General features: G+C 70.4%; 12 protein-coding genes and 1 tRNA gene. 10 read left to right on the forward strand and 3 right to left on the reverse strand.

What is annotated here, in order from left to right:
• Positions 1-533 precede the first annotated feature (533 nt).
• From V6B97_RS11150 to V6B97_RS11175, 6 genes are all read left to right on the forward strand, one after another.
• Positions 534-610: transfer RNA gene (locus tag V6B97_RS11150), tRNA-Glu, on the forward strand.
• Between the two features lie 271 nt (positions 611-881).
• Complete coding sequence (locus V6B97_RS11155) at positions 882-2129, forward strand: ATP-binding protein (RefSeq protein ID WP_333506585.1); 1248 nt, start codon at positions 882-884, stop codon at positions 2127-2129.
• 380 nt (positions 2130-2509) lie between these two features.
• On the forward strand, positions 2510-4294 hold the full coding sequence (locus V6B97_RS11160; protein ID WP_333506586.1) for a transporter substrate-binding domain-containing protein: 1785 nt from the start codon (positions 2510-2512) through the stop codon (positions 4292-4294).
• On the forward strand, positions 4291-5739 hold the full coding sequence (locus V6B97_RS11165; protein WP_333506587.1) for a sigma-54-dependent transcriptional regulator: 1449 nt from the start codon (positions 4291-4293) through the stop codon (positions 5737-5739). Before V6B97_RS11160 ends, V6B97_RS11165 begins: the two co-directional genes overlap by 4 nt.
• A gap of 369 nt (positions 5740-6108) precedes the next feature.
• A complete protein-coding gene (locus V6B97_RS11170; protein ID WP_333506588.1) occupies positions 6109-7347 on the forward strand; it encodes an alpha-hydroxy-acid oxidizing protein in 1239 nt (412 codons plus the stop codon).
• Positions 7344-9248: a cytochrome b/b6 domain-containing protein gene (locus V6B97_RS11175; protein ID WP_333506589.1), complete on the forward strand. Its 1905-nt coding sequence runs from the start codon at positions 7344-7346 to the stop codon at positions 9246-9248. The genes V6B97_RS11170 and V6B97_RS11175 overlap by 4 nt, the downstream gene beginning before the upstream one ends.
• A 151-nt stretch (positions 9249-9399) precedes the next feature.
• Here the strand turns inward: V6B97_RS11175 and V6B97_RS11180 are convergent, their stop codons facing one another.
• A complete protein-coding gene (locus tag V6B97_RS11180) occupies positions 9400-10746 on the reverse strand; it encodes a UDP-N-acetylglucosamine 2-epimerase (RefSeq protein ID WP_333506590.1) in 1347 nt (448 codons plus the stop codon).
• A gap of 341 nt (positions 10747-11087) precedes the next feature.
• On the opposite strand from V6B97_RS11180, the gene V6B97_RS11185 reads away from it, so the two are divergent.
• The 3 genes from V6B97_RS11185 to V6B97_RS11195 all read left to right on the forward strand — a co-directional run bounded on the left by V6B97_RS11185 (position 11088) and on the right by V6B97_RS11195 (position 14879).
• Entirely contained in the window at positions 11088-11786 is a 699-nt protein-coding gene (locus V6B97_RS11185) for a hypothetical protein (protein ID WP_333506591.1), read from the forward strand.
• 232 nt (positions 11787-12018) lie between these two features.
• A complete protein-coding gene (locus V6B97_RS11190; RefSeq protein WP_333506592.1) occupies positions 12019-14451 on the forward strand; it encodes a PAS domain S-box protein in 2433 nt (810 codons plus the stop codon).
• A gap of 254 nt (positions 14452-14705) precedes the next feature.
• A complete protein-coding gene (locus V6B97_RS11195) occupies positions 14706-14879 on the forward strand; it encodes a twin-arginine translocase TatA/TatE family subunit (protein ID WP_333506593.1) in 174 nt (57 codons plus the stop codon).
• Positions 14880-15002: 123 nt separating this feature from the next.
• Here the strand turns inward: V6B97_RS11195 and V6B97_RS11200 are convergent, their stop codons facing one another.
• The gene (locus V6B97_RS11200; protein ID WP_333506594.1) at positions 15003-16334 is read right to left on the reverse strand and encodes a nucleoside recognition domain-containing protein; all 1332 of its coding nucleotides are present in this window, start codon (positions 16332-16334) and stop codon (positions 15003-15005) included.
• A gap of 410 nt (positions 16335-16744) precedes the next feature.
• Between V6B97_RS11200 and V6B97_RS11205 the strand changes: the two genes are divergently transcribed.
• Positions 16745-17845, forward strand: coding sequence for a chemotaxis protein (locus tag V6B97_RS11205; RefSeq protein WP_333506595.1), 1101 nt, complete (start codon positions 16745-16747; stop codon positions 17843-17845).
• 611 nt (positions 17846-18456) lie between these two features.
• Here the strand turns inward: V6B97_RS11205 and V6B97_RS11210 are convergent.
• On the reverse strand, positions 18457-20325 hold the full coding sequence (locus tag V6B97_RS11210; RefSeq protein WP_333506596.1) for a sigma-54-dependent transcriptional regulator: 1869 nt from the start codon (positions 20323-20325) through the stop codon (positions 18457-18459).
• Between the last annotated feature and the right edge of the window lie 101 nt (positions 20326-20426).

The raw sequence follows: 20426 nt of genomic DNA on the forward strand, positions 1-20426 counted from the left end.
TGCGAGCCGCGTGCGCATGCGACCGACGTCGTCCGCCTATAGCAGGAAATAACGACAAACAGAAAGGGATTTGCCTGAATTTTCCGAACCGTCGGTTGGTCCGCCCCGGCATTGCCGTATGGGCTCGGGACCAGGTTCACCGGCAAATCCCTTTCATCGGGAAGTGTTCCGTCGGCATTATTCCGTCGCATCCTCCGCCGGGGTTTACCTGCGGGCGCCAGGGGAGCACCCGCGGGCCTCTGCCATGTATGTCTGGGAAGCGGGGGCCTTCCCGGACTTGCATGACCTTTCCCTTGCCATAGGGATAAGGCCGCGCGGCGGGGCGTCAAGCGCGGCGGGCTGCTGTCGGCGTTATTTTGTGAGGGGACGGGTGGCGGTGGCGAATGGCGTAGGAGGATGGGCGACGGACATCGCGGCCGTGCGGTCCGTGGACACGGCGGCCTGCCCGGACCGCCATGCCCGCCGAAAAAACAGTTGACGCGCCGCCTTCCCGTTGGCTATTGAATCGCTCCGCGCCACCGGCGCGCCAGCGCGTCCCCATCGTCTAGCTGGCCCAGGACAACGGCCTTTCACGCCGTCGACAGGGGTTCAAATCCCCTTGGGGACGCCAAATTTCGGACTCGAGAGAGCGGCAAGGTATTTCGCACCTTGCCGCTCTTCCGTTTTCGCGGGGTTGATCGGGAACGCCAGGCCCGAATGGGTCTGGCATAGCCTTGCCGGAACGCGCGGCAGCTTTTCGTGTGTGCAGCATCGCTTTGCAGTTTTTGTGATGCATCTCAGTTTTCTATCTAGCCTTTGGTGTCTTGGTCTTGTGGTGGTGGGGTTGAAAATCTGACCATATGGACTTGTAAAATCGCCCACGAGATGGCATATTTTACACCATGAACAACCGCACAATACATGCCCGGCTGCTGGAAGCCCTGTCCGACACCCCGGTCGTTTTCCTGCGGGGTGCCCGCCAAACCGGCAAGACGACGCTGGTGAAGCAACTGGCCGAAAAAACAGTCGATGCCGATGGCCGTCAGTATATCAGCCTGGATTCGGCCACGGCCTTGGCCGGGGCGCTGGATGACCCGACGGGTTTCTTGCAGGGGCTGAAGAAGCCTTTGATCATTGACGAGGTGCAACGCGCATTCGCTCTGGTGCTTGCCATCAAGGAAGACGTGGACCGCGAGCGCCACCCCGGACGCTATCTGCTGACAGGTTCTGCCAACATCCTGGCCTTGCCGGGCATTGCCGATTCGCTTGCGGGCCGCATGGAAGTGTTGACCCTGTATCCGCTTTCGCAGGGAGAAATGGCAGGCGTCCGAGAGGACTTCATCCAGGCGCTGTTCCGGAAGGATTTTGTACCCGAGGGCACGTCGCCTTCATTGACCAGGGACGCCCTTCTGGAGGCCATCGCCGCAGGCGGCTATCCGGAGGTGCTTGCCAGAAGCAGCCCGAGGCGTCGTGCCGCCTGGTTCGATTCATACATCACCACCCTGGTGGAACGGGATGTGCGCGATATCGCCAATATCCAGGATATCAGCGGGTTGCTCCGCCTGCTGCGTCTGCTTGGCGTCCGTTCCGGCACGCTGCACAACCAGGCCGAACTGTCGCGGAGCGTGGGCGTGCCCGCCAGCACCCTGGGCAGGTATATCCCGCTGCTGGAGGCGCTGTTCCTCATCTGGTTCCTGCCCGCGTGGTCGAGCAACTTGAGCAAGCGGCTGGTGAAGTCCCCAAAAATCCACGTCTGCGATTCCGGCTTGGCCTGCCACTTGTGCGGCGCGGATGCCGCGCGCCTGGCCGACGACTCCATCATGGCCGGTCGGCTGCTTGAGTCCTTTGTCGTTGGGGAACTGCTGAAACAGAGCAGTTGGACGGAACACCCGGTGTCGCTCTACCATTATCGTTCGCAAAGCGGCGAGGAGGTGGACGTGGTGCTGGAAGACAGGGCCGGGCGCGTGGCAGCCGTGGAAGTGAAGCTGGCCGCCAGCGTGGCACCGCACGATATCAAGGGGCTGGCGTCACTGCGCGACGCGCTGGGCGATCGTTTCGTCCGGGGCGTGGTCGTGTATACCGGGCAGGAAGTCATGCCCGTGGGCGACAGGATTCTTGCGGTGCCCATCGGGATGATGTTTGCAGGGTAAACGCGGGCAGGCAGCGATTTGGGAGGCACTTTGCTGGTTTTGCCGATCTGCTGATGCGGGCGCGCGGGAGAACAGCAGCCAGGGGTGCCCGCCGGGCGTGCCCGGCACGGCAGCGTTTGGAACGAGGGGGATAGTCGCTTTCCCCGTTGTCTGACAGGCCAGCCGCAATTTCATCCGTTTCCATCCGATTATGGGGCTTGCCGGGGCAACGCTGCCCGCTGCTACCCCCGACTTCCCGCCCAAGCCCCGCCTGCCCCCATCACATTGACGCCACCCCGCCGAGTTCCTATGACTGGCGGGTGCGCACCCCCAGCAGCAAACCGGCACTCCGGCCAGATACGCAAGGCTTCGAACCTGTGACCCGCAGCATCCCTTTGGCCGTGGTCCGTGCGTTTGCGCTTGGCCTCGTCCTGTCACTCGCCTGCATCGCCGTCCCGGTCACCTCTGCCCACGCCGTCACCCCGGCCCGCGCCGCCCCCGTCACTCAGTCGCAGGACGCCCCTCCCGCGCAGCGGGTGCTGGTCATCGGCGGCGACAGGAACTACCCGCCCTACGAATACCTGGACGACAAGGGCCAGCCCACCGGCTTCAACGTGGACCTTTCGCGCGCCGTGGGAGAGGCCATGGGCGTCCCCGTACGGTTCGTGCTCATGGACTGGTCTCGCCTGCACGACGCGCTGGCCGACGGCACGGTGGACGCCCTGCAACGCACCCCGTATTCCAACCTGTGGCTGCGCGAGGCGGAACTGACCCCGCCGCACACCACCATCAACCACGCCATCTTCGCCCGCAAGGGCACGCCCGCCGTTTCGTCGCTGGAAGAGCTGGCCGGAAGGAAGGTCATCGTCCACCCCGGCGGCAGCATCAACGACATCCTCGACGGCATGGGCTACGAGAAGGACCTGATCTTCTCCAAGACCCCCGTGGGCGGGCTGCGCCGCCTTGCCGGGGGCGAGGCCGACTACGCGGTGGTGGCCATGCTGCCCGGCATGTTCACGTTGCAGCAGGACGGCATCGACAACGTGCGCGTGGTGGCCAAGAGCGTCACCAGCCAGCCCTACGGCTTTGCCGTGCGCCACGGCGACGAGGCCACCCTGGCCCTGCTGGGCGAGGGCCTGGCCCTGGTCAAGCAGTCCGGCCGCTACCAGGAACTGCGCCGCAAGTGGTTCGGCGTTATGGACACGGAAGGCATCTCCGCCCAGGTGGTGGCGCGCTATGCCGCCGTGGTGCTGGGGCCGCTGCTGCTTCTGCTGTGCGCGGCGGCGCTGTGGACGCGCGCGCTCAAGCGGCAGGTGGACCAGCGCACCCGCTCGCTGTCCGACGCCCTTTCGCAACTGCGCGAGAACCAGCAGCAACTGGTGCAGGCCGACAAGATGGCCGCCCTGGGGGTGCTGGTGTCCGGCGTGGCGCACGAGATCAACAATCCCAACGGGCTGATCCTGGTCAACGTGCCCATCCTCAAGAAGCTGAACGCGGAAGCCATGCGCGTGCTGGACGAGGTGTACCGCGAAAAGGGCGACTTTCCGCTGGGCGGCAGCAGCTATTCGCGCATCCGCCACAAGCTGCCCCGCATCGTCGAGGTGGTGGAGGAAAGCGCCCAGCGCATCCGGCGCATCGTGGACGACCTGCGCGACTTCTCGCGCGTGGCCCCCGCCAGCGACCACCAGTCCTTCGACCTGGGCGAGGTGGCGCAAAAGGCCATCCGGCTGGTGGGCAGGTCCCTCCACAAGGCCACCACGCGCTGCGACACGCACTTCGCCCCCGGCCTGCCGCCCGTGTGGGGCAACCCCTCGCGCATGGAGCAGGTGGTGGTCAACGTGCTGCTGAACGCCTGCCAGGCCCTGCCCGCGCCCGAAGACGGCGGCCCGCGCGGTCCGCGTGACCCGCGCGAGCGGGGCATCACCGTGTCCACCGCCGCCACGCCGGACGGCAAGGCCGTGGCGCTCACCGTGGCGGACGAGGGCGTGGGCATCGCGCCGCAGGACATCCCGCGCCTGACCGATCCCTTCTTCACCACCAAGCGCGCCAGCGGCGGCACGGGGCTGGGGCTTTCCGTCTCGGCGGGCATCGTGCAGGAGCACAGCGGCAGCCTGGACTTCACCTCCGAACCGGGCCGGGGCACCACCGTGCGCCTCGTGCTGCCCGTGGCAGGCGGCGCGTCATGAGCGGATACTGTCCCGCCCCCCCGGAACACCTCGCGGCCCCCGGCATCCTTCTGGTGGACGACGAGGCGGACTGGCTGGCCTCCATGACCCTGCTGCTGGAATTCTCGGCCGGGTTCTCCGACGTGCGCGCCTGTCAGGACAGCCGGCAGGTCATGGACATCCTGGACGCCGGGGGCGTCGGCCTCGTGCTGCTGGACCTGACCATGCCGCACGTGTCCGGCGCCGAACTGCTGGCCGCCATTGCCGAACGCCACCCCGACGTGTGCTGCATCGTGCTGTCCGGTCTGAACCAGCTGTCCACCGCCGTGGAGTGCATGCGCCTTGGGGCCTACGACTACTACGTCAAGACCGACGACGAATCGCGCATCGTGGGCGGCATCGCGCGGGCCATGCACATGCTGGAACTGCGCGCCGAAAACCGCGAGGTGGCCAGCCGTCTGGCATCGGGCCGGTTGCGCCGGCCGGAGGCCTTCGCGGCCATCCACACCCGCAGTGCGGCCATGCACGCCATCTTCGCCTACATCGAGGCCGTGGCCAGAAGCCCCCGGCCGCTGCTGGTCACCGGCGAATCGGGCGTGGGCAAGGAAAGCCTGGTGCGCGCCGCCCACGAACTGAGCGGCAGGCGCGGCCCGCTGGTGGCCCTGAACGTGGCCGGACTGGACGACGCGGTGTTCGCCGACACGCTGTTCGGCCACGTGCGCGGGGCCTTCACCGGGGCGGACGCGCCGCGCCGGGGACTGGTGGAAGAGGCGGCCGAGGGCACGCTGTTCCTCGACGAGATCGGCGACCTGTCCATCGCCTCGCAGGTCAAGCTGCTGCGCCTGCTGCAAGAGGGCGAATACTACCCGCTGGGCAGCGACCAGCCGCGCAGGCTGTGCGCCCGCGTCATCGCCGCCACCCACGCGGACCTTGCCGCCAGCGAGCGGGAAGGGCGCTTCAGGCGCGACCTGTTCTTCCGCCTGCGCACCCACCACGTGGCCGTGCCGCCCCTGCGCGAGCGGCCGGAAGACATCGCCCCGCTGCTGGACCACTTTCTGGGCGAAGCGGCGGCGGCCATGGGCAAGCGCAAGCCCACCCCGCCTCCGGAACTGGCCGCGCTGCTGGCCGCGTATCCCTTCCCCGGCAACGTGCGCGAACTGGCGGCCATGGTCTACGACGCGGTCAGCCTGCACACCGGGCGCATGCTGTCCATGGATGTCTTCAAGCGGCACATCGGCACGCCGGAAGCGGCAACCGCCGTGGCCCTGGCCATGACGGAGGGCGATAACCCCTTCGCGGGGCTGACCACGCTGCCCAGCTTCGCCCAGGCGGAACGGCTGCTGCTGGACGAGGCCATGGCCCGTTCCGGCGGCAGGCAGACCCTGGCCGCGCGGCTGCTGGGGGTCACCCAGTCGGCCCTGTCCAAGCGCCTGAAGGCACAACGCCGCGACGACGACGCCTGTTGACGCATTCCCCCGCCGTTCCTCTCCTTTGTTCGCTATGCTCCCGCAACCCTGCCGCCGCGTCCGGCGATGGGGTATTCCAAACGGCACGTCATGCCACCTGGCAATAAGCGCCAACACGGCGTGAATGCTTGTCTTTTCTTGAGTTGGCGAAAATCCTTTCCTGACGGCATACCCCTTCGCGCGCTCCCCACCGTTGTCTTGTCCAGATAGTCACATGGATTCCGGCATGTTGTCGGAACGCTTCGGACTGGCATCGTACCTGCTTTCGTGCTTGCAGCCACGGACGGGCCGTATCGCTGCCGGCGACGCTCCGTGGCGCGCGCGGCATGGGGCCGCGCGCCGCAACGCGAGGAGAAGGAGTACCTCCAGATGACCAAGGACATGAACGATACCGACGCGACCCGCCGCAACTTCATCAAGGCGGGCATGGTGACCGGCGCCGCCGCGCTGCTCACCCCCGTGCTGGCCCAGGCGGCCCAGGCGCCCCAGACGCCCCAGACGGTGGACGCCGCCGCTGCCGCCCCTGCTCCGGCCCCTGCCGCCCCTGCCGCGTCCGCCACAACTGGCCCCAAGCTGAAGATGGGCGACGTGCTGCGCGTGGCCCGCGAAAAGCTGTACCCCATCTGCCGCGTGTGTCCGGAATGCGATGGCGTGGCCTGCGCGGGCGAAGTGCCCGGCATGGGCGGCATCGGCTCCGGCCAGGCCTTCAAGAACAACTACAACGCCCTGGCCCGCATCGAACTGGTCATGCGCACCTTTCACGACGTCAAGAAGCCCGACCTTTCCACCACCCTGTTCGGCCAGAAGCTGTCCATGCCCGTGACCTCGGCGGTCACCGGCGGCGTCACCTACAACATGGGCGGCAAGATGACCGAAGAGGAGTACATCAACTCCATCCTCGGCGGCTGCCTCGATGCGGGCACCCTGGGCTGGGTGGCCGACGGCATCGGCGACAAGATGGAGGTCTTCGAGCGGCGCATCTCGGTGCTCAAGACCCAGTTCGGCGGCAAGGGCATCGTGACCATCAAGCCCAAGACCAACGACGAGATCATCAAGCGCATCCGCATGGTGGAAGACGCCGGCGGCGTGGCCGTGGCCATCGACATCGACTCGGCGGGCCGCGCCGCCCGCGCCGTGCCCGGCCAGACCGTGGAGCCCAAGACACCAAAGCAACTGGCCGAACTGGTGAAGTCCACCAGCCTGCCGTTCATCATCAAGGGCATCATGACCGTGGAGGAAGCCCGCATCGCCGTGGACGTGGGCGCCAGGGGCATCTGCGTGTCCAACCACGGCGGCCGCGTGCTCGACTACACCCCGGCCACGGCCACGGTGCTGCCCGCCATCGCCGCCGCCGTGAAGGGCAAGACCACCATCCTGGTGGACGGCGCGGTGCGGCGCGGCCAGGACGTGCTGAAGTACCTGGCCCTCGGCGCGGACGCCTGCCTGTGCGGCCGTCCGCTGGTGCGCGGCGCCCACGGCGCGGGCCGCGACGGCGTGGCCCTGATCATGAACGCCATCAAGGACGAACTGACCGTGGCCATGACCCTGACCGGCGTGGCCGACGTGCGCAAGGCCACCTCCAACGTCATCGCAAAGGTGCAGGCATGAAACGAGCCTGGAGTCTCCTGCTCCTGGCTCTGCTGACCGCCTGGCCGGGGCTTGCCCTGGCGACCAGCGAAGGGAAGGCCCTGCGCTACGGCGGCGGAGGCCAGGGGACCGTCATGTTCGACGGCAGGCTTCACGCGTCCAAGGGCTTCCGGTGCGACGACTGCCACTCGAAGCTCTTCGACACCAAGAAGACGGCCCACATCACCATGGCCGACCACTTCACGGACAAGGCCTGCTTCAAGTGCCACAACAACACCGACACGTCCGATGCCACGGGGTACCCTCCCGCGGCCTCGCGCGACTGCGCAACCTGCCACCGCAAGGTGGCGTCCAACGCGGTCACCTCCACCGACGCCATGGGCGGGGTCATCGCCACGCCCTTCGCCGGTGACGAGGCGCAAAAGGCCCTGCTGCTGTCCGGCAGGCGGGGCGTGACGGCCCAGAGCACGGCCTGCCTGTCGTGCCACGGCGCGGACACGCCGCCCCATCCGGTGACCGAGCGCGGCAGGACGCTGGACCTGCACATCGACAGGGACGGCTACATGCGCGGCACGCACGCTAACCTGCCGTGCGCCACCTGCCACATCGGGCAGAAGGGCGAGGACAGCTTCCTGCTGCAACCCCACGCGGTGGCCAGGCCGGATAACGCGACCTGCCTGTCCTGCCACAACGTGGGCCTGGCGCACCAGGTGAAGGCCTTCGGGCAGAGCGCCCACGCCCAGAAGCTGGGCGACAAGGTGTCCTGCGACAGCTGCCACAACCCGCACGCCCAGCCGAAAAACCCGGCCAAGGTGGCCTACGTGCCGCTGACGGCCATGTACAACGCCCAGTGCCTGGCCTGCCACGGCGACGCGGGCAAGCTGCGCGAACTGTCGGGGCGCTCCGTGCCCGACGCGAGGTCCGCGCATTCGTTCCTGGCCAACTGGGACGCCCACAGCCGTTCGGTGATGTGCGTGGAATGCCACACGCCCAACGACGCCGACGGCTCCATGGCCAGGCCCGACTCGCACCTCATCGGCGAGAAGAAGACCGCCCTGCGCAACTGCGCCACCTGCCACACCTCGGGCGATTCGCTCATCGTGGTGCGGGCCGGCGTGCACGTGGACGGCGCGGGACCGGTGACCTCGGGCTACTTCCCGCCCAGGCGGGTGATGCCCCAGCTGGACGGCCCGGCCGCCACCGGCCTTGCCGCCGTGGCCGCCTTCGTGGTGCTGCACGCGCTGGGCCGCATGGTCACTGCCAGGAAGAACCACGGTCCGCTGACCGCGGAGTTCGTGTATCCGGGCTTCGTGCGGGTCACCCACTGGATCAACGCCGCGCTGTTCGTGGTGCTGGCCTGCACCGGGCTTTCGGTGCGCTTCACGGAAAGCCCGTGGGCTCTGGGGCTGGAGGCGGCGACCCGCATCCACAACGCGGGCGGCGTGCTGCTGGCCCTGAACTTCCTGGCCTACGTGGTCAGGGCCTTCCTGACCGGCGACATCCGCCAGTACCTGCCGGGGCCGGGCGAGGGCGCGCGCGCCCTGTTCACCCAGGCGCGCTACTACTGCTTCGGCATCTTCCGGGGCGAACCCCATCCCTTCCCGGTGACGGCGCAGCGGCGGTTCAACCCGTTGCAGCGCGTGGCCTACCTGGTGGTGTTCCTGCTGGGCATGCCGGTGCTCATCGCCTCGGGCCTGCTGCTGCTCCTGCCGGAATCGGCGTCGGCGTCCATCGCCCCCCGCCAGTTCCTGGTGGCGGCGCACTTCGTCATCGTCATCGCCTTCGCGCTGTTCTGCGTGGGCCACCTGTACCTTGCCACCACCGGGGCGACCCCGCTCGGCCTGGTGAAGGGCATGATCAACGGGTTCCACGAGCACGAACGGGGCGACCACCGTCCGGACGGGAAGGACGGCAACGGCTGAGCCTGCTTCCGACCGGGCCGACCAATGGTCGGTACCGCCAACCAGCGGCAAACACGGGCGCCGGGGATTTCCCCGGCGTCCGTTCCTGTCCGGCGGGCATGGCGAAATGGAGGCGGAGCGGGCGGGCTCGGGGATGTGGCGGTGGACCGGCCTACGCCCGGAATTCCGCGTGCGGGGGCAGCAGCGGGGCCAGGCCGGTCATGAACCGGTCCAGCGCCAGGGTGATGCGCTCCGAGGCATGGCCGTCGCCGGGGGCGGCGCAGGCCGCCGCCATGGTCGCGTGGTGGGCCGGGTCGTCCAGAAGGGCCGCCGTCTCGCGCAGGATGGCGGCCTTGTCGGTGCCCACCAGCTTGGCGCGCCCGGCGCGCACCGCCTCGGGCAGGTGCGGGGTGGCGCGCAGGGCCAGCACCGGCACGCCCAGCGCGGCGGCCTGTTCCAGCACGTCGGCGGCGTCGGTCAGCACCAGGCAGGCCGCGCGCAGGCAGGCCACGAATTCCGGCAGCGGGGGCACCGGCATCAGGCGCACGTTGGGCACCGCGCCCAGCAGCGGGATGGCCGCATCGCGCAGGGGGCGGTGGCTGCCCACCGGCACCAGGAAGCCGGTGTCGCGGCGGGCCAGGGCCAGTTCGCGCACGGCCGCGCAGACGTCCTTCAGGGCCGGGGGGCTGGCGTGCATGCCGTTCAGGCTGACCAGCACGGTACGGCCTTCGGGCAAGGGCCGGGCGGGAACCGGCGGGGCGTCAACGGGCCGGGCGGTCTCGTCCGGCGCGGCGGTCCGCACCGTAACGGAGCCTTTTCCGCGTGCCTTGCGGAGCGACACCGGGCGGATGTCCGGCACCCTCGGGGCGTGCGCGGCGGCAGAACCGTTCGGGGCTGGTCCCTCCGCCTGCCCGGTTGCCGCGAACCGGTGCAGGCTTTCCGCCACCGTGGCCCCGGTGACGGCGATGCGCGCGCCGTCCACGCCCTCGTGCAGCAAGGCCTCGCGCGCCTTGGCCGTGGCCGCGAAATGCAGCGAGGCCACGGCCGCGATGCAGCGGCGGTTGCCTTCCTCCGCCGACGGGGCGCCCGTCTGGTCTCCGGGGGCGTCGTGCGGCCCGGCGTCGATGTGGGCCACCGGAACGTGGTTGTGGAAGGCCGTCAGCGCCACGGCCAGGGCCGTGGCGGAGGCGCCCTGCACCAGCACGATGTCCGGCCGCAGGCGCGAGACCACCAGCCCGAAGCGCAGCACCGCGTTGCCCGCCAGCAGGTGGAACTGGCCCTCGTCGATGTCGCCGGGCAGGCTGAGGTCGATATCGCACTCCATGCCCAGGTCGTGCAGGGTGGGCACGAACCTGTCGCGGTGCAGGCCCGCGCCGACCACTATGGTGTGGAACCGGGCGGTACCCTCGCGCAGGGCATGCACTACCGGCGCGCAGGCGATGGCCTGGGCGCGCGTGCCCACCACCACCATCACCTTGGCCCGGCGCCGGGCGGGAATGTGAACGACGTTGTCTGCCATGGCGGCCTCCGTTCCGGCGGGCGGCGCGGAGCGGGGTGCACGGGCGGAACATTCCCCCGGCACTGCCGCGTCATTTCCGGCGCCCGCATCGCACGATACTTCGCCCAGCCATAGCAGATGCGCGGGGCCGCGTGCGGGGCGGGCGCGGCACATTTACACCGGTTGACACTATTTAACGCGGGCGATGGGCACGGGCTTGCCCTCGCGGCGCGGAGCGGTTAGCCAGAAGGAACGGACCCGGACCCAGGGCCCGCGCCGCGCCGGCATGCCCGGCCTGGCGGCCTTGGCCCGCGCTTCAGTCCACGCCCCAGCCTGCACCATGACCGCGCCATGATCTTGCCATGACCATGCCGACGCACACGCCCCGCCGCGCCGCCGGATGCCCGCAGCCATCCGGCCACCCCCCGCGCCCCGCCGCGCCGGGGCGCATGCGCACGCATGGCGTCTGCCCCCGCTGCGGGGGCACGATCGGCCGGGGCCACCCGTCAGGCTGGCCCCGGCAGGCCGACCAGGCCGTGCAGCCGCCGGCAAGCGGGCCGGGCGGCCTCGGCACGCTGCTGCGGCGGGGGCTGGCCGCGCCGGTGCGCTACCTGCGGGCCGCGCCGCTGCCCCATGCCACCGGGGGCGTTTCCGCGCTCATCGGCGCCGGTCTGGCCCGCGTGGCGCTGGAAGCGCTGGCGGAAGAGGCATTGTCCCTGGGGCTGCTGCTGTTCATGCCCGCGTCCGGCTGGTTCGGGCTGGCCCTGCTGTGCGGGGCCGACGGCATGAGCCGCTACCGCGAATACCTGCGGGTGCGCCGCATGCTGGACCGCTGGGGGTACACGCCACGGCTGCTGCGGCCCCTGGCGTCGTCGCGCTGCCAGCGCGACGCGGCCATGCAGGCCGCGCGCGAGACGGGCTACGCCGACAGGGCCCGCGCCTACTACCGCGCACTGGGGTACCGCTGGTACCACCTGCTGCCCGACAAGGTGACGGCCAATCCGTTGACATTTCTCGACATACGGTTCCTGAGGGCCACGTTCCTGCCTGGCAAGCGCTAGGGGCTGCCTCTGCCGTGCCTTGTCGTCTGCCCGCAGTCCGGTGCGGACCGGACCTGGCGCGGCAAGTTCCTGTCGCGCCGGGGCGCGTTCTGGTGTAGGCTGACCCGAGGCGACGGCTGTTTTTCGGCAGTTGCGTCGCTCCATTGCGGGGGAAGCGTGCCGGAGACATTCCGGCCCCAACGGGAAGGGGACTAGGGGACGGCGGCGGCGAGCGCCGCCGGGGAGCGCACGCATGGCAGCCGACGACGGACTTCACGATCACGATGCCACCGGGGTTCGCCCCGTATCCGGACAAGCCGACGGCCCGGCCGCTTCCGGCGACGTCCCACAGGCCGCTTCCGGCGACATCCCAGACATGGCCGAGCGCCACCGCCTGCTGCTGGAACACCTGCCCAGCGGCTATTCCCTGCACGAAATGCTCTGGGACGAGCACGGCCAGCCGTGCGACTACCGGTTCCTCGACGTCAATCCCGCCTTCGAGGCCATGACCGGCCTTGCCCGCGACAAGGTGCTGGGGCGCACCCTGCTCGAGGTGCTGCCCGGCATCGAGCGCAGGTGGGTGGACATCTACGGCCGCGTGGTGCGCACCGGCGAAAGCGTCAGCTTCGAGCACCGCGACGCGTTGCTGGGCAGGCACTGGGAGGTGCGGGCCTGGCGCGTGGAGCCGAACCGGTTCGCGGTGGTCTTTTCCGACGCCACCCGCTGCCGGGTCATGGAGGACGAGCTGCGGCGCTCCTCCGCGTTGCAGCGGGCCATGATCCGCAACATTCCCTTCGACCTGTGGGCGCGCGACGCCACCGGCCGCGTGGCCATGCAGAGCGACATCTCGGTGGCCATGTGGGGCGACCTGACGGCATCGCCCGACAGCGAGCGGGACGTGCCGGAGGCGACCCGCACCGGGTGGGAGGGCATCAACGCCCGTGCCCGCGCCGGAGAGACGGTGCGCCACGAGCACGAAGTGCAACTGCCCGACGGCAGGCGGCGGGTCTTCTCCAGCGTGGTGGCCCCCATCCGCGACGAGACGGGCGAAGGCATCCCCGGCATTCTCGGCATCAACATCGACATCACCGAACAGCGCGTCGCCGAACTGGCCCTGCGCGAGAGCGAGCAGCGCTTCCGCGCGCTGGTGGCCAACCTGCCCGGCGTGGTCTACCGCTGCGAGGCCGAGCCGCCGTGGCGGGCGCTGTTCGTTTCCGACCAGGTCGAACAGCTGACCGGGCATCCGGCGGCGGAATACCAGAGCGGGCGCCTGCCCCTGGAGCACATCATCCACCCCGAAGACCGCGCGCGGGTGGCCGGGGACGTGGCGGCGGCCAACGACCCGGACGGACATTTCTCGCTGGAGTACCGGGTGGTGCACGAAGACGGCACCCAGCGCTCCGTCATCGAGCAGGGGCGGCGGGTGCGCGGCGACGAGGGCAGGGAGTTCCTGGACGGGGTGATCCTGGACGTCACCCCCCTGCGCGAGGCCCTGCGCGAACTGGCCGCCGCGCGCGACTTCCTGGACGCGGTGATGGAGGCCATGCCCTCCGCCCTGGCCGGGGTGGGGCCGGACGGGGTGATCATCCACTGGAACCGCGCGGCCGAGGAGGCGTCCGGCCTCCCGCGCGACGCGGCGCGCGGCCGTCCGGCGGCGGAGGTGTTGTCCCGGCTGGTGGGCGTGGCGCCGGAAGTGCACGAGGCCGTGGCCCGGCGGCAGGCCGCCCGCTTCGAGGGCTTGCCCCGCGTGGCGGGGGGGATGCTGCGCCACCTCGACGTGATGCTGTTTCCCCTCACGGGGCAGGCGGGAAGCCCCGGCGTGCCGGGCGCCGTCATCGTGCGCGTGGACGACGTGACGGAGCGCACCCGCCTGGCCGACATGCTGGTGCAGACCGAGAAGATGCTGTCGGTGGGGGGCCTTGCGGGCGGCATGGCGCATGAACTGAACAACCCCCTGGGGGCGGTGTTGCAGGGCGTGCAGAACATCGTGCGCAGGCTGGACCCCGACCTGCCCGCCAACGCCCGGGCCGCGCGCGAGACCGGCGTGTCGCTGACGGCCATGCGCGCCTACATGGAGGCCCGGCGCATCTCGGAAATGCTGGAAGGCATCCGCGACGCGGGCACCCGCGCGGCGGACATCATCGCCACCATGCTCGAATTCACGCGGCCGGGGCAGGGGCGGCGCACCACGGCGCGGGCGCATTCCCTGGCCGAGCGGGCGCTGGCCCTGGCGGGCAGCGACTACGACCTGCGCCGCCAGTACGACTTCCGCAAGCTGCACGTGGTGCGCGACTACGCGGAGGACGACGACACCCTGACCTGCGTGCCCACCGAGATCGAACAGGTGCTGCTGAACCTGTTCAAGAACGCGGCCCACGCCATGGCGGAAAAACGCTATCCGGCCGGGCAGGCGCCCGCCCTGCTGGTGGCCACCCGGCGCGAAGGCGACGAGGTGGTCATCGTGGTGCAGGACAACGGGCCGGGCATGGAGCCGGAGGTGCGCCGCCGGGCGTTCGAGCCGTTCTTCACCACCAAGCCGCCGGGCGTGGGCACCGGGCTGGGGCTTGCGGTCAGCTACTTCATCGTGGTGCGCACCCACGGCGGCAGCATCGCCTGCGACGGAGTGCCCGGCGAAGGGGCGCGGTTCACGGTGCGGTTGCCGGCCCGGCAGGCGGTGGACGGCTAGAACCTTCCGGGGGCATATCCGGCCGGAACCTGCCGATGATCCGAGGTGCGCGGGCCGAAGGACCATTCCGGATCGCGTCTGCTTGTGCAAGTTGCCCGCACAATGCGGGCCATGATTGCACAAGTTGGCGCATCGTTGCATTCGGGCGTATGCGATGCCATGAGCGTGCGGAGGCGGGAGCGTATCCCGGCATGCACCGCGCGCGCGGTGGGCAGTACCTTTGCGCGCACCATGCGCCTTCACGGGACGGAACCATGATCGGAGAACTGTTTCAGCCGATGCATCTGCTGGTGATCGGCATCGTGGCCCTGTTCGTTTTCGGACCGGACAAGCTGCCCCAGCTGGGCAGGACACTGGGCAAGGCCGTGCGTGAACTGCGCGGGGCCATGAACGAACCCGACGAAGTCACCAAGGACAACACGAAGTAGGCGGTGCTTCCCGGCCGGGCGAATCGGGCCGGAACATGCGGCTGGGTAACTATGCCCCGGCGAATACGGACGGGACGGACGCGGCGGTTGCCGTGTCCGTCCCGTTCGTGTGTTGTGCGGCGGCTAGTGCGCTGCAATCCACCACGCGGCGGTGACGGCGGCCAGGCTGGCCACGCGGAACAACTGGCTCTGCACCAGCAGCACCAGCCCCAGCCGGGGGGTGAAGATGCCGGTGTGCGACGGCAACTGATGGCGCAGCGCCCGGATGGGGGTGGCCACTATGGTGCCCAGCACCAGGGCCAGGGCGGTCTGGGCCGTGTCCAGCGAGCCCGCGTCCAGCAGGGCGGCGGCAGCGGCCACCCCGGCCGAGAATTCCGCCGCGGCGGAAAACACCACCACCCCGGCGGCCTGCACCGGCAGGATGCCCAGATCAAGACCGCCGGCGGCCAGATCGCGCAGGGCATCGAACACCCCGGCCTGGTGCAGGGCGTACATGGCAAGGTAGGTGGGCGCGGTGAACAGGGCCATGCGCCCGATGCGGCGGCGGAACCGCGTGCCCACCAGGGCCAGGGCGCTCCGCAGGCGTTCCGGCAGGGTGGCGGGGGCGGCTATCCCGGATATGTGCGATGCGGAAGCGCGCGGGCTGGAAACGTGCGGTCCGGAAGCGCGCGGGCTGGCGGAAAGCTGGCCGGACGGCGGTCCCCCGGCCTTTTCCGGCGGTCCCGCCCGCCGGGTGAGCAGCAGCACCAGCGCCGTGCGCAGCAGGGCGGCCACGCCGTTCAGCGTCAGGTAGATGATGCCCGCCGTGCGCGCCAGCGGCCCCACCACGAAGAAGGTGGTGGGCAGGTGCAGCAGAAACACCGGCAGGCCGGAATTCAGCAGGTACGACAGGCGCAGTTCGCGCGGGGAAAGCCGCCCGGCCATGTGGGCCTCCATGAGCAGCGAGTTGGACGCGGCAGCGGACAGGAAGGCCGTGGCGAAGGCCGCGCCGCTGTCGTCGGGCAGGCGGCCCCAGCGGGTCACCGGGCGGGCCAGCCGGGCCAGCAGCGGCGTCCAGCCGAAGGCTTCCACGGCCAGACCCACGGCCAGACCCACGCCCATGGTCACCAGCATGTGCAGCAGGGGGCGCACCAGCCCCGGCCACGCCGAGTGCCAGGCCAGCAGCTTGGGGTCGCGTGCCAGGATGGCCCCCAGGGCCACAGCGCAGGCCAGCAGCGGCAGGGCCACGCCCATGCGCGAGGCGCGGCGTCCGCCCGCCCGTTCCCGGTGGTCCCGCCCGCCGGGGGGCCTGTGCGCGCCGCGCCCCGGCCCGTGGCCCGGAGCCGTGGCGGAGGACGAGGGCGCACCCGGCGCGCCGGGCGGCTGGGATGGGGCGGAGGCATCGTGCTGGCGGGCGTGCGGGGTGGGCATGGCGGTGGGCGGGGTGGCGGGGCGGATGGCCGCCTGGACGATCATCGGGGGTTCCGGGGCTGCCGCCGGTCGGCAGCCTGCGGGGGCATTGCGGGTTGTAGGCCCGGCGGCGGCGCGGCGCAAGGGAAAACCGTGCGACATGCCGGACTTGGCATGCCGGACTTGGCCGGGTGGACCCTGCAGGGCGCATTCCCGCCGCGAAATGGCGCGCGCGCCCGGTGGCCCTTTGCGGGGAAAGGCGCTATATTCCGCGCCGGGCGATGCCTTGCGCCACGACGGCGGCTTGTCGCCGGGACGGCACGCGGGCGTCATCATCCGGGGACGGTTCCGACATAACATGCGCGGCGAGTCCGGTCGCGGCCACGGCACTCGACCTGCCGGGCCGCGCCGACCGTATCGGCGCACACGGGTTCTCACGGGGCATGGCACGGCCAGCGCCCCGGCCGGGAGGGATCATGGGGCAGACCGGCATTCTGCTGGAATCCGGCACCAACGAGCTCGAAATCGTCGAGTTCTTCGTGGACGAGGCCGCTCCCGACGGCGCGGTTCCGGACGCGGCCGGGCATGGTGTGGACGGCGCGTCCGGCGCGTCCGGCACCGCCTGCGGGGCGGAAGCATCCCGCGAGGCGGCCTTTGGCGTGGCGGGTGCGCCGACTTGCGGCGCGCTGCGGCGGCGGTACGGCGTCAACGTGGCCAAGGTGCTGGAAATCATCCGCATGCAGCCCGTCACCTCGCTGCCGCAGATGCCCCATCCGGCGGTGCTGGGGGCCTTTCCGCACCGCGACGGGCGGGTCATCCCGCTGGTGGACCTGGCAAGATACCTGGGCATCCGGCGTGACCCGCACGGCGAGCCCAAGATCATCGTCACCGAGTTCAACAGCGTCGTCACCGGGTTTCTCGTTTCCGGGGTGAACCGCATCCACCGCATCAGCTGGACCGCCGTGGAGGCCCCCGGCCGCTTCCTGCAGGAGGCCAGCCGCAATTCCATCACCGGCATGGTCCGGCTGGACGAGCGGGTGGTGTTCCTGCTGGACATGGAAAGCATCGTGGCCGAAATGCACCCGGACCTGTCCATCCGCATGGAACGGCCCATGGGCCGGGCTCCCGCCGGGGAGCCGGAGGCGCAGGCGGACCTGCCGCCGCGCCGCTACCGCATCCTGCACGCCGACGATTCCGGCAGCGTGCGCCGCCTGGTGCGCAGCCTGATGGAGGCCAGCGGCCGGTTCGAACTGTTGCAGGCCACCGACGGGCAGGAGGCGTGGGAGATGTTGGACGGGCTGCGGCGCGAGGCCGAAGCCAGGGGCGCGCCCCTGGCCGACCTGGTGCAGGCCGTGGTGTCGGACATCGAAATGCCGCGCATGGACGGCCTGACCCTGTGCCGCCGCATCAAGGAAGACCCCGCGCTGCGCGCGCTGCCGGTGGCGCTGTTCTCGTCGCTGGTCTCGGAACGGCTGGGCCACAAGGGCGAATCGGTGGGCGCGGACGCCCAGTTCGCCAAGCCGGATCTGCAATTGCTCAGCCAGAAGGTGTTGGAGTTGTTGGGCGAAACCGCCTGACGGCCCTTCCCGTTCCGCGTTCCGCCGCCTTCCCTCGCCCTGGCCCGCCACGCGGTGGTGTGGCGGGCTGCCGTTTCGCCCTGCCGTGCCGCGTGCCCGCGTGGCGCATTTCTTCCGTCTTCCGTCACGACGTGCGGGGCGCGCCGTTCCTCATGGAACGACGCGCCCCGATTTCGCCCGCGACGCACCGACTGCGCCACGGACCCCTGCGGATGGAATGCGTCCGACGCATTCCCCTGTACCGGCTGGCCTTGTCCAACCGCCCTCCGGCACGGATCGGGCATCGACCGACATGCCCGGTGTCTGTTGCCATATACTTACCAAGAAGCGTGCCACTCGTGTTGCGGTGGTGTGATGTCTGTTGATCATCAAAAATCACAGTATGTTGTGATTTCATGGATTGAGCGGGCAAATGGTATTGTGGTGCTTCGCGGATGCCTGTCCGCGATGGCGGACGGTTTGAAGCCGGTAAAAATCCGCGATGCCGGACATTGTTTGTGAGCGGTTGTCCGAGATGGCGGACGGCAAGGGCCATCGCTTCAGACCGTCGCTTCGGACCGTTGCTTCGGACCGGGGCCGGGCGGCCGGGTGGGATGCGGCAATGCCTGGGTTCAGCGAGGGGGGATGCCGTGCTTGCGCAGCAGATCGTACAGGTGCGAGCGGGAAAGGCCGGACAGGCCGCAGGCGGCGCGGATGTCGCCCCCGGCCCGGCGCATCAGTTCGCGCAGATAGGTGGTGAACTGGGCGTCGCGGAAATCGAAGAAGCGGGGCAGGTCGCCGGGGAAGGGCGCGGCCTCCCGGCTGCCGGGGCCGGAATGGAATGCCCGCATGGCCGGTTGCGGCATCGGTTCGGCCCCGCCGGTAGACGGTCCGGCATGCGTGGGTTCCGGGGCCGTGGCGGGGTCCATGCCGGTGGCGTCCCCGTCCCGCGCGCGGCGGGCCTCGCCGTTGCTTCCGGCGGGGTGGAGCGCGGCGGGCGTGCGTTCCGGAGGCGGGGCGTAGTGCGGCGAGGTGTAGATGGCATAGGGTGCACGCGGCCCCCAGCCGGGCGAAACCGGCGATGCGGACCGGGTCGGGGGTGCGGGGGCGTCGGTGCGGTCCCGCGCGGGCCGGACTGGCTCACTGTCCGGGGTGCCGCTGTTGCCCGTCTGTACCGGGTGCAGGCTGTCCATGACATCGCCATCCATGGCATCATCGTCCATGGCCTGGCCGGTCATGCCGCGGCGGGCGTGGCCGGAACGTTCCCCGACCCCGTACAGGCAGGACGGGCCGCCCGGCCCCCCGTGGCCGTCGGTGGCGGCCACGCCGTTGCGCGCGGCGGCGCGGGCCAGGCAGATGCGCAGGTAGTCCGGCAGGTGGCGGGCGAACAGCTTGGGCGCGTCCTGGGATGCCAGCACCGCCCGCTCCAGGGTGTGGATGAGTTCGCGCACGTTGCCCGGCCAGTGGTAGGCCAGCAGGGTTTCGTGGAAGTCGGGCGAGATGTCCTTTTCCGGCAGGGCGAAGCGCGCCCAGATGCGCGGCAGGTAGTGCCCGGCCAGGGCGGTGACGTCCTCGCACCGTTCGCGCAGCGGCGGAATGCTCACCACCACCGTGCGCATGCGGTACAGCAGGTCGCTGCGAAAGGTGTTGCGCTCGGCCATGTCTTCCAGGTCGCGGTTGGTGGCCGCGATGAGCCGGAAATCGCTGGTGATTTCCGTGCGGCCGCCCACCGGGCGGAAGCGGTGCTCCTGCAGCACGCGCAGGAACATCTTCTGCATGGACAGGGGCAGTTCGCCCACCTCGTCCAGGAACAGGGTGCCGCCGTCGGCCTGCAACACCAGGCCGTCGCGGTTGGACTCGGCCCCGGTGAAGGCCCCCTTGCGGTGGCCGAACAGGATGGACCCGGCCAGCGAGCGCGGCAGCGAGGCGCAGTCCACGGCCACGAAGGGCGCGGCCGCGCGGGGGCTGTTGTCGTGGATGGCCCGGGCGAACAGTTCCTTGCCCACGCCCGTCTCGCCGGTGACCAGCGCGGCGGCGTCGCTGCCCGCCGCCTCGGCCACCACGTCCAGGCAGCGGCGGATGGCCGTGCTGACCCCCACGATGGAATGCTTCAGGCGCGACGAGGGCCGCTGGGCGGGCAGGCGGGCGCGGTAGTCCAGCGCGCGCAGCAGCGGCAGCACCACCCGGTCGGCGGGCAGGGGCTTGCGCAGCCATTCCCACGCCCCGTGGCGGATGGCCCGCTCCGCGCCGTCCGGGTCGCCCCCTTCGGCGGTGACGATGAGTTCCGGCTGGCCGGGCAGGGCGCGCAGGCCGGGCATGGCCTCCACGCCGCTGCCATCGGGCAGGGTGGCGGCAAGGAAGATCACGTCGGCGTCGTCGGCCAGCAGGCGGCCTTCCACCAGCCCGCCCGCGCGCGAGGCCCGGTGGCCAAGCCCCTCGGCAATGCCCGCCACCAGTTGGGCGAAGGCGGCGTCGGCGTCGATGATCAGCACGTGGGCCATGGTGTTCCGTGGGGTTGAGCGGCCGGGGCCGGGGTGGCGGTTGCGGCGGAAGCGGTTGCGATTGCCGGGGGCGGAGCGCGGCCGGGCCGGGCGGCGTGGCC

Origin of the sequence: Nitratidesulfovibrio sp. 1201_IL3209, from assembly GCF_036763125.1 — a bacterium.
In the GTDB taxonomy this organism is placed as follows: Bacteria; Desulfobacterota; Desulfovibrionia; order Desulfovibrionales; family Desulfovibrionaceae; genus Cupidesulfovibrio.

Coding starts and splice junctions, on each gene's coding strand:
- V6B97_RS11165 (WP_333506587.1), top strand. CDS start 4,291: ATGAGCGGATACTGTCCCGCCCCCCCGGAACACCTCGCGGCCCCCGGC.
- V6B97_RS11195 (WP_333506593.1), top strand. CDS start 14,706: ATGATCGGAGAACTGTTTCAGCCGATGCATCTGCTGGTGATCGGCATC.
- V6B97_RS11190 (WP_333506592.1), top strand. CDS start 12,019: ATGGCAGCCGACGACGGACTTCACGATCACGATGCCACCGGGGTTCGC.
- V6B97_RS11205 (WP_333506595.1), top strand. CDS start 16,745: ATGGGGCAGACCGGCATTCTGCTGGAATCCGGCACCAACGAGCTCGAA.
- V6B97_RS11180 (WP_333506590.1), bottom strand. CDS start 10,746: ATGGCAGACAACGTCGTTCACATTCCCGCCCGGCGCCGGGCCAAGGTG.
- V6B97_RS11175 (WP_333506589.1), top strand. CDS start 7,344: ATGAAACGAGCCTGGAGTCTCCTGCTCCTGGCTCTGCTGACCGCCTGG.
- V6B97_RS11200 (WP_333506594.1), bottom strand. CDS start 16,334: ATGATCGTCCAGGCGGCCATCCGCCCCGCCACCCCGCCCACCGCCATG.
- V6B97_RS11185 (WP_333506591.1), top strand. CDS start 11,088: ATGACCATGCCGACGCACACGCCCCGCCGCGCCGCCGGATGCCCGCAG.
- V6B97_RS11170 (WP_333506588.1), top strand. CDS start 6,109: ATGACCAAGGACATGAACGATACCGACGCGACCCGCCGCAACTTCATC.
- V6B97_RS11210 (WP_333506596.1), bottom strand. CDS start 20,325: ATGGCCCACGTGCTGATCATCGACGCCGACGCCGCCTTCGCCCAACTG.
- V6B97_RS11155 (WP_333506585.1), top strand. CDS start 882: ATGAACAACCGCACAATACATGCCCGGCTGCTGGAAGCCCTGTCCGAC.